The sequence below is a fragment of the Microcystis sp. MC19 genome (assembly GCF_003019735.1).
GTDB lineage: Bacteria > Cyanobacteriota > Cyanobacteriia > Cyanobacteriales > Microcystaceae > Microcystis.
The window spans coordinates 1,105,449-1,119,001 of sequence record NZ_CP020664.1; the positions used below are offsets into that span (position 1 = coordinate 1,105,449).

The 13,553-nt window shown below is 42.7% G+C and carries 17 protein-coding genes and 1 pseudogene; 9 read left to right on the forward strand and 9 right to left on the reverse strand.

The window, feature by feature from the left end; genetic code table 11:
- Nucleotides 1–83: 83 nt before the first annotated feature.
- From B5D77_RS05675 to gyrA, 3 genes are all read left to right on the forward strand, one after another.
- Nucleotides 84–1,298 (forward strand): AAA family ATPase, encoded by a 1,215-nt coding sequence (locus tag B5D77_RS05675; protein ID WP_106908449.1) that lies wholly within the window; start codon nucleotides 84–86, stop codon nucleotides 1,296–1,298.
- A complete protein-coding gene (locus B5D77_RS05680) occupies nucleotides 1,291–1,875 on the forward strand; it encodes a DUF4276 family protein (protein ID WP_002751824.1) in 585 nt (194 codons plus the stop codon). The genes B5D77_RS05675 and B5D77_RS05680 overlap by 8 nt, the downstream gene beginning before the upstream one ends.
- A 206-nt stretch (nucleotides 1,876–2,081) precedes the next feature.
- Complete coding sequence (gyrA, locus tag B5D77_RS05685) at nucleotides 2,082–4,634, forward strand: DNA gyrase subunit A (RefSeq protein ID WP_008205242.1); 2,553 nt, start codon at nucleotides 2,082–2,084, stop codon at nucleotides 4,632–4,634.
- Between the two features lie 191 nt (nucleotides 4,635–4,825).
- On the opposite strand, the gene B5D77_RS05695 is transcribed toward gyrA, so the two are convergent.
- Both B5D77_RS05695 and B5D77_RS05700 read right to left on the reverse strand, forming a co-directional pair.
- Nucleotides 4,826–5,356: a ComEA family DNA-binding protein gene (locus tag B5D77_RS05695; protein ID WP_008205245.1), complete on the reverse strand. Its 531-nt coding sequence runs from the start codon at nucleotides 5,354–5,356 to the stop codon at nucleotides 4,826–4,828.
- Entirely contained in the window at nucleotides 5,353–5,751 is a 399-nt protein-coding gene (locus B5D77_RS05700; RefSeq protein ID WP_002788179.1) for an NINE protein, read from the reverse strand. Before B5D77_RS05700 ends, B5D77_RS05695 begins: the two co-directional genes overlap by 4 nt.
- 321 nt (nucleotides 5,752–6,072) lie before the next feature.
- On the opposite strand from B5D77_RS05700, the gene asnS reads away from it, so the two are divergent.
- On the forward strand, nucleotides 6,073–7,437 hold the full coding sequence (asnS, locus tag B5D77_RS05705) for an asparagine--tRNA ligase (RefSeq protein WP_106908450.1): 1,365 nt from the start codon (nucleotides 6,073–6,075) through the stop codon (nucleotides 7,435–7,437).
- A gap of 162 nt (nucleotides 7,438–7,599) precedes the next feature.
- Here the strand turns inward: asnS and B5D77_RS05710 are convergent, their stop codons facing one another.
- From B5D77_RS05710 to B5D77_RS05725, 4 genes are all read right to left on the reverse strand, one after another.
- Complete coding sequence (locus B5D77_RS05710; RefSeq protein WP_002771556.1) at nucleotides 7,600–7,923, reverse strand: Txe/YoeB family addiction module toxin; 324 nt, start codon at nucleotides 7,921–7,923, stop codon at nucleotides 7,600–7,602.
- On the reverse strand, nucleotides 7,913–8,197 hold the full coding sequence (locus B5D77_RS05715; RefSeq protein ID WP_012264090.1) for a type II toxin-antitoxin system Phd/YefM family antitoxin: 285 nt from the start codon (nucleotides 8,195–8,197) through the stop codon (nucleotides 7,913–7,915). Before B5D77_RS05715 ends, B5D77_RS05710 begins: the two co-directional genes overlap by 11 nt.
- A 177-nt stretch (nucleotides 8,198–8,374) precedes the next feature.
- A complete protein-coding gene (locus B5D77_RS05720) occupies nucleotides 8,375–8,656 on the reverse strand; it encodes a hypothetical protein (RefSeq protein ID WP_002779898.1) in 282 nt (93 codons plus the stop codon).
- Nucleotides 8,649–8,954 carry a hypothetical protein gene (locus B5D77_RS05725; protein WP_002779895.1) on the reverse strand — a complete coding sequence of 102 codons (306 nt, stop codon included), beginning with the start codon at nucleotides 8,952–8,954 and terminating at the stop codon, nucleotides 8,649–8,651. The genes B5D77_RS05720 and B5D77_RS05725 overlap by 8 nt, the downstream gene beginning before the upstream one ends.
- A gap of 238 nt (nucleotides 8,955–9,192) precedes the next feature.
- Between B5D77_RS05725 and B5D77_RS05730 the strand changes: the two genes are divergently transcribed.
- The 3 genes from B5D77_RS05730 (at nucleotide 9,193) to B5D77_RS05735 (ending at nucleotide 11,539) form a co-directional block, all read left to right on the forward strand.
- On the forward strand, nucleotides 9,193–9,633 hold the full coding sequence (locus B5D77_RS05730) for a hypothetical protein (RefSeq protein WP_106908451.1): 441 nt from the start codon (nucleotides 9,193–9,195) through the stop codon (nucleotides 9,631–9,633).
- Nucleotides 9,634–10,025: 392 nt separating this feature from the next.
- Nucleotides 10,026–10,982, forward strand: a complete 957-nt coding sequence (locus B5D77_RS26485) for an IS110 family transposase (RefSeq protein WP_216362947.1) — start codon at nucleotides 10,026–10,028, stop codon at nucleotides 10,980–10,982.
- Between the two features lie 203 nt (nucleotides 10,983–11,185).
- A complete protein-coding gene (locus B5D77_RS05735; RefSeq protein ID WP_106908452.1) occupies nucleotides 11,186–11,539 on the forward strand; it encodes a hypothetical protein in 354 nt (117 codons plus the stop codon).
- A gap of 129 nt (nucleotides 11,540–11,668) precedes the next feature.
- On the opposite strand, the gene B5D77_RS05745 is transcribed toward B5D77_RS05735, so the two are convergent.
- On the reverse strand, nucleotides 11,669–12,178 hold the full coding sequence (locus B5D77_RS05745) for a DUF3368 domain-containing protein (protein ID WP_008205259.1): 510 nt from the start codon (nucleotides 12,176–12,178) through the stop codon (nucleotides 11,669–11,671).
- On the reverse strand, nucleotides 12,175–12,420 hold the full coding sequence (locus tag B5D77_RS05750; protein ID WP_002748168.1) for a UPF0175 family protein: 246 nt from the start codon (nucleotides 12,418–12,420) through the stop codon (nucleotides 12,175–12,177). Before B5D77_RS05750 ends, B5D77_RS05745 begins: the two co-directional genes overlap by 4 nt.
- A gap of 351 nt (nucleotides 12,421–12,771) precedes the next feature.
- On the opposite strand from B5D77_RS05750, the gene B5D77_RS05755 reads away from it, so the two are divergent.
- Both B5D77_RS05755 and B5D77_RS05760 read left to right on the forward strand, forming a co-directional pair.
- On the forward strand, nucleotides 12,772–13,008 hold the full coding sequence (locus B5D77_RS05755) for a hypothetical protein (protein WP_072926254.1): 237 nt from the start codon (nucleotides 12,772–12,774) through the stop codon (nucleotides 13,006–13,008).
- Between the two features lie 2 nt (nucleotides 13,009–13,010).
- Complete coding sequence (locus B5D77_RS05760; protein WP_008205265.1) at nucleotides 13,011–13,250, forward strand: hypothetical protein; 240 nt, start codon at nucleotides 13,011–13,013, stop codon at nucleotides 13,248–13,250.
- A 119-nt stretch (nucleotides 13,251–13,369) separates the two neighbouring features.
- Here B5D77_RS05760 and B5D77_RS27975 read toward each other — a convergent pair.
- A pseudogene (locus B5D77_RS27975) lies at nucleotides 13,370–13,513 on the reverse strand (type II toxin-antitoxin system RelE/ParE family toxin); the annotation flags it as partial.
- Nucleotides 13,514–13,553: the final 40 nt, after the last annotated feature.

Genomic DNA, 13,553 nt, shown 5'->3' on the forward strand with positions numbered 1-13,553 from the left:
GAAAACTGAGGGAAGATCAGATAGATTGGATATAATTAACTAATAAAGCCCTGTATAGTCCCAAAAACTAGAATTGTTTTAATATGAACCAGCCTAGACTATTATCTTTTACCCTCGATGGTTGGGGTGTGCTAGGTGGTCCAGTTTCCCTATCCCTAGTTAACCAAGTTGGGGTATTAGTGGGGAGAAACGGTGCGGGGAAATCCGCTATCCTAGAAGGATTTGAAGCCATCTCATCCTGTGCTATCGGTAGATCGATCGGCTCTCGGATGATTGATAGTGATAGCATTCCCTCAATTTTGCAGGTTGAAATTCTAACACCGACTAACCGGCGCTTAGGATACAGGTATGAGCTAATCATCCCCTTTTCTATGGACGATCTAGATACAGACATAGATGATACCACTAACGATAATTCCTTGGAAAATTCCTTTTCTTGGAATGATTATTGTCAGTATATTGATGGAGATCAAGAACTTCTCTGGAAAACCGAATTTGGACTAACAAGCTTTAATAATAATGGTGAGCCAATATTTGCTATTCTTGGCAATACTACCTCGCTGCGACAGTCAAATATACCTGGAAATTCATCGCTAAATTTACCTCCAGAAATGCAGTGGGTTTATGCTATTTTCAAAGGGATTCGTCTTCTTGGCAAAGCTCCTATCCGTCGCACATCAAGACGACAGCCTTCTTTATTAAAGGTGACAAGTAAGAAGATTTCTGCCAGTCGATTTGATCTAGCAGATACTCTAGCTCGGAGAATATTTCGTTGGGTGGGTACGGATGATTTTGATGAACTAGAAAATGTTTGTCAACGAATAAGACTTGCCAAGAAAATCACTGTGCAGAAGTTTGTTTTGAGTGAGCATTCTGGACAGACAGTCCAAGGTAAAGACGAAGAGTACATCGCTTCAGTATTATTAGATGGAGTCAATATTGGATTACTCTCCGATGGCACCTTGCGAGTTTTATCAATTCTGATCGAAATAATTGCTCACCATCCTAATGCAACAACCATAATTGAGGAGCCAGAAACACAAATACATCCCGCAATGTTAGCAAAATTATTAAATGAAATTAAATCCTATACTTGGGATGAAAATTTAATTATATCAACTCATTCACCACAAGTAGTAGCTTGGACAAAGCCAGAAAATATTAGCTTAGTTTATCGTAACCAGGGACGGACAAGTGTTAGGAAACTAGAAGAAGGAGAGATTGAAAAAGTTGTCGAGTACCTCTGTGAAGAAGGAGATTTAGGAGACTGGATTTACAGTGGTATTCTCGATGAGTAGTAACTTGATCGCCATAATTGCCGAAGATGAGACGGACTGCGATGTGTTTCGTCAAATTATCCATCGCGTGCTGGGGACAAATACTAGGACAAAATCTTGGGCATCTAAATCCTCTAGTACATTAAAGAGAAAACTGTCAGCAAAACTTAAAGTGATGACAAGGGAAGGATGTGATGCTTTTATCATTGTTCATGATTTAGATCGTAATCCCAAGAATAACTCTCTTAACGATGAAAAACGATTGCGAGATCACTTAGAATTAAGCTGTTCTAATATTAATGGTATCAGGAAATATATCTGCATCCCAATAGAAGAATTAGAGGCTTGGTTTTGGTCTGATCCAGAAGTTGTTAAATATGTGGGACGAGGCAAGGGAAAAGCTCACCCAAACCCTCACCTAATTATCAAACCGAAAGAAGAATTGATCAAATTGTCAATCGGTGAAAATAGAAAACCCCGTTATAGTACCAACATGAATCTTGAACTAGCCCAAAAGCTAAATTTAGAACTTTGTGCCACTTGTTGTCCTTCTTTTAAAGATCTTCTCGACTTTCTGCAATCTCTGTCAAGAGGATAGCAAACCATTAACCCGTCCATCCCAGCCAAGGTATCTGCGACCACTACTGACTTGACACTATTCTAAACCCCAAAAAAGAGGGATTTTATGGTAAAATAGTCGTACAAATGGGCATATTCTGCACATCAAAAGGGTAAAAACCCGACTTTTAGCGAATTTAATCACAAAAACGCTTTTTTTGCCTTGTTATTGGAGTTAACCCCCCTATGACCGCCGCCCAGGATCATGTCGTCCCCACAGACTTAAGCAATGAAATGTCCCGTTCCTACCTAGAATACGCCATGAGCGTCATCGTCGGGCGAGCCTTGCCCGACGCTAGGGACGGACTGAAACCCGTACACCGGCGCATTCTTTACGCGATGTACGAACTAGGATTAACCCCCGATCGCCCCTTCCGCAAATGCGCTAGAGTCGTCGGGGAAGTATTAGGAAAATACCATCCCCACGGGGATACTGCTGTTTACGATGCTCTCGTCCGCATGGCCCAGGATTTCTCCATGCGCGATCCCCTGATTAACGGTCATGGTAACTTCGGATCGATCGATAACGATCCCCCGGCGGCCATGCGTTATACCGAGTGTCGTCTGCACACCCTGGCCACCAACGCCCTACTACAGGATATCGAGTCAGAAACCGTCGATTTCGCCGATAACTTCGATGGTTCCCAACAGGAACCCGTGGTTTTACCCTCTAGAGTCCCACAACTGCTAATTAATGGCTCATCGGGGATCGCCGTCGGTATGGCCACCAATATTCCCCCCCACAACCTGGCCGAGATTATCGATGGAACCGTTGCCCTCATCCATAACCCGGATCTCACCGATACGGAATTACAGCGTTATATCCCAGGGCCGGACTTTCCCACCGGGGGGCATATCCTTGGCAGAGACGGCATTCAGGAAGCTTACACCACCGGCCGGGGTTCCATTACCCTGCGGGGAGTCGCCTCCTTTGAAACCATCGAACAAAGGGGAAGACCCGATCGAGATGCTATTATCATCACCGAACTGCCCTATCAAACCAATAAAGCGGCATTAATCGAAAAAATCGCCGATTTGGTCAATGATCGCAAAATAGACGGTATTTCCGATGTGCGGGACGAAAGCGATCGCGACGGCATCCGGGTGGTGATCGAACTGAAACGAGATGCCTATCCCCGCGTCGTCCTCAACAATCTTTATAAACAAACGCCCCTCCAGTCGAATTTTGGGGCGAATATGTTGGCATTAGTCGATAACGAACCGAGATTACTGACTTTAAGGGAGTTTCTTCGGGTTTTCCTCGATTTTCGCCTAGAAGTTATCACCCGTCGTACCCGTTATGAACTCCGCAAGGCCGAGGAAAGGGATCATCTCCTTCAGGGTTTACTAATTGCCCTCGCTAGTCTCGATGCAGTCATTGCCCTAATTCGCAGTGCTGCCGACACAGCTAGTGCAAAAGAGGGATTAGTGCAGAATTTTGGTCTTTCAGAGGTGCAAGCGGACGCAATCCTACAAATGCAGCTGCGACGGTTAACCGCCCTAGAATCGGAGAAAATTCAGCAAGAACACGGGGAATTACTGACAAAAATCGGCGATCTTCAGGATATTTTAGCCAGAAAAGAACGGATCGACAGCATTATCGAGGAAGAACTGCAACAGATCAAAACGATTCACGCTACCCCCCGTCGCAGTCATATTGAACAACGGGAAGGAGAAATCGCCGAAACTGACCTGATTGCCAACGAACAGGCCTTAATTCTCGTCACTGAACAGGGTTACATCAAAAGAATGCCCGTTAATACCTTTGAGTCCCAAAATCGGGCGACAAGGGGCAAAGCTGGCGCAAAAATGAAAGAAGACGACGGCATCGATCACTTTATCACCTGCCGCGATCACGATAGCGTCCTCTTTTTCACCGATCGCGGGGTTGTCTATAGTCTCAATGCCTATCATATCCCCACCGGTTCCCGTACCGCTCGCGGCGTTCCCATCGTGCAACTGTTAGAGATTCCCAAAGGGGAGAAAATTACCTCGGTGGTGGCAGTCAGCGAGTTCAGCGAGGATAATTACCTGATTATGCTCACACAAAAGGGATTTATCAAGAAAACCGCCCTCGCTGCCTTTAGTAATATTCGATCAAACGGTTTAATCGCCATTTCTCTCGAAGACGGTGATCAACTACGTTGGGTTCGCTTGGCTAAAGAGGAAGATAGCGTCATTATCGGTTCTCGTCAGGGGATGGCAATTCATTTTAAGGCCGATAGTCAACAATTGCGCTCCTTGGGAAGGGCAACTAAAGGCGTAAAATCGATGAAATTGCGCTCAGGTGACGAATTAATTAGTATGGACATCCTGCCTAGTCAAATTGTCGCCCAAATCGCTGAATCTAACCAAGAAGAAACCGAGGACGAAAGCGAAGAAATTAACCCCGAAGTGGCTAATAATGGCCCCTGGGTGTTAGCGATTACCATGGCAGGACTAGGAAAACGGGTTCCCGTTACCCTCCTACGTCTGCAAAATCGGGCGGGATTAGGAGTCAGAGTGATTAAATTCCGCAAAAAGAACGATAAATTAGCGGCTCTGCACGTTGTTAACCCCAACGAGGAATTTATGATTATCACCGAACGGGGCATTATCATCCGTCAATCCGTCGATGCTATTACTCCCCAATCGCGATCGGCCGGAGGTATCCGGGTACAAAAACTCGATGAGGACGATGCGATCGCTGCTGTCGCCCTAGTTCCCCCTAGTGATGCGGAGGAATCTGAAGACATTTAGATTTGCAGGGAAGTGGGGAGTGGGAATTATGAATTATGAATTATGAATTATGAAGTGGGAAATGGGGAAGTGGGAAATGGGGAAATGGGGAAATTGAACTAAAACCCCAAAACCCCAAAACCCCAAAACCCCAACCCCCAACACCTAAAACCTGTCTCCTGTCTCCTGTCTCCTTTCCTGAGTATTTGGGATTAAAACTGGAAAAAGTGCATTAATTGGGAGATTTCCTGAGCGTCTAGGGATAAACGCCCTTTAAAATCCACAATATTCTTAAATAATCCCTGTTCTTCTCTGCTTTTAATAATGGCAGCTGCTAAATTATCGCCGATCAGGGGTAAGGTGGTTAACTGCTCGATCGAAGCGGTGTTAGGATTGATTTTAGGGGGTGCGAGGTGACTTTCGGGACTATAATAGGCAAATTCTAGAATCGGCTCCCAAGCTTTCAATCTAGCCACAGGAACACTCAAAGCAGCGGCTAGATCTTCAAGACAAAGCAATTCTACCCCCATACCCGACAATTCCACCAACATTCGCGCTTGATGGATGGATATCCCCGGCAATCGCAGCCAATCATCCACACCCGCTTGACTGACATTAATTTTAATGCCCAATTGTGCCGCCATAGCGATCTCATCGAGGGAACGAAAGCGATAATAGGGATCATTGCTAATTTTGGCTTTTAAAGGGTTAAAAGTGCGTCCTAACCAGTTTTGCGGTGTCATTGTAGTAATTGTCGCCGTTTTTCTTCAAATTCGTACTCAGAAATTAATCCTTCTTGCCGGAGGCGCTCTAATTCCCTTAAAGCTGCCCCGATCGCCTCTACTTGTTTAGGCTCTAAACTGGGGACAGTGGCAGCAGCGGTGGCAGTGGGAAAATAGTTAGCCAAAAATTGGTTATCTTGGATTAAATACCACACCGCATCGATCGCGCAAGCCACCCGGGGAATCGGAGTTTGCCAGAGGAGAAGATAAATAATTCCCCAGAGAGGTTGACCGAGATAGAATTTATGAATACCAGCGATAGGAAAGGGTAAAGCGAGAATGCTACCGATAAAAGCCAAAAAAATCGCTAATTTACGGCTTTTGGGCTTACTTAATAATTTTTCCACCAGAAGCATGAGACCTGTTCGAGATTGATTTTAGCCTGATCTGAACCTTCTATTCTAAAATAAGTAGGGAGGCACAATTATTTGTAGGATGGGTTAGCGGTAGCGTAACCCATGCGGCCGTTGGGTTTCATGCTTCAACCCAACATACGTTCATCTTATATTTAATTCCACCCACCCACTTACTCTTTGGTTCTAAGTAGGGAGACACAATTATTTGTAGGATGGGTTAGCGGTAGCGTAACATAATCTGGCGTTGGGTTTCATGCTTCAACCCAACCTACGTTCATCTTATATTTAATTCCACTCACCCACTTAACATAGGGATACGCGATGACTACCAGAATCAAGGAAATCTTTCAGACAGGACAACCGGATCAATCCGTCACCGTGCAGGGTTGGGTGAGAACAAAACGAGAATTAAAAGAATTTACTTTCCTGGAAGTTAATGATGGCTCATCCCTGGCCAACTTACAAGTTATCCTCGAACCGACTTTACCCGATTATGAAAATGTACTAAAAGCAATTAGTACAGGAGCGGCGATCGCTGTTTCGGGAAATTTGGTTCCTTCCCCGGGTAAAGGGCAAAATATCGAGTTAAAAGCGGCCGAAATCACCCTTTATGGTGACTGTCCTGCGGATTATCCCCTACAAAAAAAACGTCATTCCTTTGAATTTCTGAGAACCATTGCCCATCTGCGAGCAAGAACTAACACCCTAGGAGCAGTAATGCGGGTTAGAAACGCTTGCGCTACCGCTATCCACAGTTTTTTCCAAGAAAAGGGCTTTATTTGGGTACATACTCCCATTATTACCGCTAACGACTGCGAAGGTGCGGGAGAATTATTTACTGTCACCAGTTTAGATTTAAAAAAACCCGCCAATTTTGCCGAGGATTTCTTTGGTAAACGGGCCTATTTAACCGTCAGTGGACAATTACAAGCGGAAGTAATGGCCATGGCTTTATCTAATGTTTACACTTTTGGCCCGACTTTTCGCGCCGAAAATTCTAATACTTCCCGTCATCTGGCCGAGTTTTGGATGGTGGAACCGGAAATGGCTTTTTGTGACTTGGAAGGGGATCAGGATTTAGCGGAAGCTTTTCTCAAATATATCTTTAAATTCGTTTTAGAAAATTGTCCCGAAGATTTGCAGTTTTTTAACGAACGTATCGATAAAACGGTGTTAAGTACGGCCGAGAATATCGTTAATAGTGAGTTTGGCCGGATTACCTACAGCGAAGCGATCGAGTTATTAGAAAAAGCCGATCGTCAGTTCGAGTTTCCGGTAGAATGGGGCTTAGATTTACAGTCAGAACACGAACGTTATCTAGCGGAGGAACTATTTAAAAAACCCGTGATTGTCACTAATTATCCCAAGACAATCAAAGCTTTTTATATGCGTCTAGATGACAATAATAAAACCGTTTCCGCTATGGATATTTTAGCGCCCAAGATCGGCGAAATTATCGGCGGTTCCCAACGGGAAGAACGATTAGATGTATTAATCCAAAGAATGCAGGAACAGGGAATGAATCCCGATGATTTGTGGTGGTATTTGGATCTGCGTCGCTACGGTTCCGTTCCCCACGCCGGTTTTGGTTTAGGATTCGAGCGTCTGGTACAATTCATGACGGGAATGACCAATATTCGCGATGTGATTCCTTTCCCCCGCACCCCTTTAAGTGCCGACTTTTAGGTTGATGTCTAGGATCGACAGGAGAAAGGAGGAATGTAGATATTTATTAAATTGTAGCTTAGGCTACAGACTTGGAGTAGAAAATGTTTGTTGTTTCACTGTCCCCCTCTACGTTCTTTGTCCCCTTTCTCCTGTAACAGTCCTTGATGGGTTTGTCTGAGTTTAGCCTGATTGATAATGATAGCGAGCTTGTAAAAAATAAACCTTATTTCCTGTGACTTTATAAACCAAACGATGCTCTAAATCGATCCGTCGTGACCAAGTGTCGGCAGCAATATACTTAAGAGGTTCGGGTTTACCCAATCCTGTAAACGGATCGCCATCCAAAATATCTGCTACTAAGTCTAAGATTTTATCGCCTTTTTTCGGTTCGTTCCGATACCACCAAGCTAAATCTGCTTTGAAATCAGGACTAAAAACGGGCAAATAACCATGAATAGGATTGTTTTTAGGTTTATCTGGCTTATTTTCTCTTTTAGGACTCAATTCCTAACTCCTCTTTCAATTCAGCTAATGTTTGAGGAGTTGCATCTTCTGTCTGGGTCCATGCTAAAGAGCGAAATAAGCGTTGGGCATTTTCTGGCGATCGCAGTAAATAAACACACTCTAATAAACTGGAAAGCTCATCTTCAGCAATTAACGCCACATTTTTCTGATTGCGACGCTTAATGACGATAATTTGAGATTCGTCACACACCTGATCTAAGATACTGGCTAAATTCATTCTCGCCTGAGAGTAGGTGGTTTCTTTGCTTAACATGATTTTTAGGGAAGACTTGTACAACCTTATTGTACAAGTCCAAGCTCTTGAACTCCCCAAAAACCCCAAAATCTGAAGGGAGAGGAATGCAAAGATTTATTAAATTGTAGCTTTTGATACAGTTGTCGGGTAGTATGTGTGAATGTGTCTCTTGGTGTTGGGTTGCGTTGTTTTGGTTTACCCTTTTTTGAAATTACTTTCAACTAGCTCACCCGTGATATATTTGTGCAGGATACTAGAGATAAGTGTCTGATAGGGGATACCTTCCTCTATTGCTTTAGATTGAAGAGCATCCAGATCAAGGGAAGACAAACGCAAAGTAACTTTCTTATCCTTATTTAGGGTAGCTTTCCCATAGGATTGTATCTCGGTGATTCTCTCTGGTGTGGTGACAGAAAGCCACTCATCTTTTTCATAAGAATCGAGAATTTCTTGTTCTTCTTGATTAAGCTTAGTCATTATTTTTCTGGAGTCCAAGATATTTCTTTGTCGCTTTTCTTGAGGGAATAATTGTTTTGAGAAATAGTTCTGATGGCGAATCTATATAGGGAACCAGAAAAGCATAACTACCAATTCTTACCACCATCATGCGCTGGTTAGGATATTTAGTAACATTGGGATGGACGAGATCTTCTAGGACATTTCCTTGTTGTATTGCTGTAACGACCATCTCAAATGTTAGCCCTCGTTCTTGTTGAAGTTGTCTGTTCTTTTCTTGACTCCATCGAATTGTTTTTATGCCCTCATTTTCTGACATTTTAGCTAGAGTGTCAATCAAATCCCCAGATCACTGAAAATCCTGATGCTGTCAAGGGAGTAGTACAGATACCAGCGTAAGCCATGAGGGACAGGAATGTAAAGATTTATTAAATTGTAGCTTTTAATACAGTTGTGGGGGGGGGAGTGTATTGTTGTTTTTAGTTTCCTTTATGGTTGGGTTAGGTTGTTGCTTCACCTAGCTGCGAGGGGGCGAACACTTATGTACTGAGTAGCGAATGGTGATGAAAAAAGGATTTTTCAGATGGCTACCAATTTTAGCCTTAACTACAGCTTTATCTTCTAACTTCTATCAGAATCACGATGATATTGCTCAAGCCCGTAATTCGAGACGTGTAAGCAATGGTTTTGCTTTCGAGATTCAGAATTGTAATAAAGACAATAATTCTGTAGTTTGTACTTTTATGGTTGCAAACTTAGGGGAAGTCAGAGATCTTTATTTTTATCCCAAAGACTCTATCATCATTGATTCTACCGGCAAGCAATTGAAGGGATCGCGGTGCATTATTGGAGCAATAAGTCCAGGTGATCAAGCATATATGACAGATATGCCTTCTAGAGTCCCCATTAACGGAAAAATTCTCTTTAAAGGAAATTTGCCCGGAAGAATCGTTTATCTGCGATTAGTAGGTTCTAATTTCTCAGTTGAATGGAGGTAATATATTACCTCGGTTAACTGTTAACTGTTCACTGAATAAAGACTCGTAGGTTGGGTTGACGCAAGGAAACCCAACAACTTCCTGGAATATTTTCACAATTTTTGTTGGGTTTCGCCTTTTGAGCCGATTGGTAATACCTGAGCAATAATGATAGCTCAACCCAACCTTGTATATTGAGAGAGGTGGTAGACCGTCCCAACCTTGGTCGGAAAAGACCGCTTCGTAGCAAGGGTCACCACCATAATCTCCCTGACAAAACTCGAACAGTCGCCGGGGTCGTGGCGAAAACAATCAATTGTTAAGCTAAGAGACCGTATCGGGCAAGGATGAGTAAAATCAAGGGGATGCTCTCCAAAAGAACCATTAATCCCGCCAATTTCTCAGGTTTAATCATGGAAAATATCTCTCAATGGGTAGGCATTGACATTAGTAAAGCGACCCTAGATGTTTACCTTCGTCCCCTCAGTAAAGCGATGAAAGTTGCTAACACAAAGGAGGACATATCTAAACTGGTCGAAACCCTAAAATCCTACACTGTCAACCTCATCGTTCTGGAAGCAACAGGAGGTTTAGAAACTGAACTGGTGATTCAATTACAAGAAGCGGATTTACCTGTAGCCTTAATCAATCCCCGTCAAGGAAGAGACTTTGCTAAAGCCACTGGTAAATTAGCCAAAACCGATGCCATTGACGCTCAAATTTTAGCTCATTTTGGCGAAGCAATGCAACCGCAAATATTAGCGGTTGAGTCGGAAGAATCTCGTCAATTGGGCGACTTAATTAGTCGTCGCCGGCAACTTGTCGAGATGCGGACTGCCGAAAAAAACCGACGGGAACGCGCTCGCGGTAAAGCTTTGGTCGATATCGAAGCCCATCTTGAGTATCTCGATAACTGCCTCGAAAAACTCAATCAAGAAATTGAGGAATTGACCCAAGCTAACCAACAATGGCTCGAGAAAGTCAATTTACTCAAAACCGTGCCGGGGATTGGTCAAGTAATTTCTACTACTCTCGTCTCCGACTTACCAGAACTCGGTCAATTAACCGCCAAACAAATCTCTCGCTTAGTCGGTGTCGCACCGATTAATCATGATAGTGGTCAACATAAAGGTAAGCGAATGATTCAGGGAGGTCGCGCTCAGATTCGGGCGACTCTTTACATGGGAGCGGTGGTAGCTATGCGTCATAATCCGGTGATTAAAACCTTTTACGAACGCCTAGTCGGACGCGGTAAATCAAAAAAACTGGCTCTGACTGCTTGTGTGCGGAAAATCTTAGTTATTCTTAATGCAATGGTTCGCCAAAATCAGCCTTGGCAGCTTGCTGACAATTTACCACCTTGTTCCTAGAGATTCACACTTTTTGTTATCTCTGATCAAGGGTTGCGCTTGCTTTGGTTTAACCTGAGCGACTTAGTTTTTGCTGCGCTTTTTTCTGGCTTGAGATTTTAGGTTCGACAGCAACTCCTTGATTGTTTTTTGAGTTACCCCTTGACAATCAAGACAGTCGCTACGGCTCGATTAATTAATAAACTTATTCAGGAATGATAGTTATGGCAATCAGAATAAAACTTTGGGCAGATTATGGAAGTTACCCACTTTGGGGAGTAGATGAAATTGATAACATTGCTCCTGAAGAATTGCCATTAAGTCAAGCAACTATTCAGCGTTTAAACCCATGGCAGGATACTTACGATAAGACTTTAAATCAAGACTATCCACCTTTATCAGATTTTCCTAATCAGCAAGCTGAAATGGATTTTAAACAAGAAGGAATTAGTTTATGGAAACAGTTACGTCTTGAACTGGCCCCGGATTATGAAGTTTTCTACCAAAATGAAGGTCAATTGTTCAGACATCCTAAGGAAATAACCAAAAAATCTACAGTACAAAAAATAACAGTTTGAGTATCATCACCTTCGGCTCTAGCGCAGCTTCAACCCTTAAGCGCAAACTAAAACCATCCAAACCATCAGAAAAAGAAACCACAAAAGTAGGCTAAATTGCTTCTAAAAATACCATAAATACCCCTTCATTCAATCTTGAGGGGGTTTATTTTTTTCTTCATCAACAATCTGTAAAACACTGCTGTATAAAGGTGCAGCCACCCAAAATCCTGCTTGATCAATCAAAGCGTCTAGCAAGGGTTTCACCTCAGAGATTAACCCTCGATTCTTCGCCTCAACTAAAATGCCCAGAATTCCTGTGTATCGAAGATTAAGTCTAGCAGCAATTCTACGACCACGACGCTCATCAATCAAAACTTGATCTGCTCCCAACTCAAGTGCTAAAGCAATAGCCTCAGCTTCTCCCTTATCTAGTTCATCTGCAAGAGCTTCAATCACTGTGCGGTTAGTTACCGTTCGAGTTTGAATCCAATCTAAGGTTTGTACCTCTATTGAACCTGCTACCGGAAAATCAGGCTCAGTTAATTCTCGATAAACTGCTTCGGGAATAAAAACTATTTCGTAAAGTTGTTGTAGCAGATGAAGTTGATTAATGGCGGCAAGATTGTTGATAGGGGATGTATCACTGACAACAATCACAATCTTCCCATCTCCCGTAAGTTCTTAATATCCTGTTCAAAATCTTCGACATCGTAGTGTACCGGAATTTGACGACTTGCAAGTAGGTGTTGAAAAGCAATACGATTCATTCCTGCAAATCGACTCGCTTGAGCAAGGGTGAGCTTCTCTTTTTGAAAGAGCATGACCGCAATTTCCTGCCTCATCTCAGCTTCAGTCATGCGTGTTGCACTGAGAATTTCATCGGAGATATCAATACTCATGGCTATAACCCTATCTATCCCTTCCTATTGGAATGATATCATAACCCCCTTCATTTAGTCAGTTGAGCAGGTTTATTTTTTGCGTCTCTTCCCCTTACACATTTTACACATTAAGAATCGGTTTTATGCTATTGAGTTACCAAAGCCAATAGAAGAGGCTTTATTATCAGTTGCCAACTAAAACCCTCTAAATCCACTGAAAAAGCAACCACAAAAATAGGATAAATTGCCTCTAAAAATACCATCAATACTCCTTCAATCAATCTTGAGGGGGGTTTGTTTTTTTTATATCTCTTTTTTGGCAATAGATGCTATAATAGAAGGCCACTCTTTAAGATTGCTTGATCGATCGTGGACTTTGAGATTATCAGCGATATTACGAATATCGAGATTATTGCCACAGGAACAGGAATTCGTAATCGGGAACGGTTGCAAAAACAGTATGGCAAAGGTAAATGGAGAAAATTAAAGGGCATAGCCCAAGTTCAGCTTGCCAATGGTATAGTAAGGTTAGCTGAAGTCCATTGGTATGAAGCTCATGGCATCGGCAAAAAAGAATTTAAGCTCAAGTTACCGTTTCTAGATTGACCATGAACATAGAGTCATCTCCAACAAATCAGTTCGTAGTTTGTCTCAATAATGAAGGCTACGAAGCTTCACTAGAGGTGGGCAAAATATACCGCGTTATCCCTGATGAGACAGCAGAAATAAACAGTCTAATTCGGGTTATTGATGAAAGTGGTGAAGATTACGCTTTTTCTGTGAATCGGTTTCATGCTATTGAGTTACCAAAGCCAATAGAAGAGGCTTTATTATCAGTTGCCAACTAAAACCCTCTCAATCCACTGAAAAAGAAACCACAAAAGTAGGCTAAATTACCTCTAAAAATACTATAAATGCCCCTTCATTCAATCTTGAGGGGGTTTGTTTTTGGCATCTCTTAATGCTTCTAGGAATTGTCAAATTTATTAATGATATCTCGAATTTGCTGCGCTGGGATGTCTGTTTGTTCAGATTTCGCATAGATGAGGAGCATCAAAACACAACTATTGTCTTTAAGCTGATAGATAACACGATAGCCGCTTAAGCGTCCTCAATATGGAGGCGCAAAACGAATAGTTAAAATGCTTGAC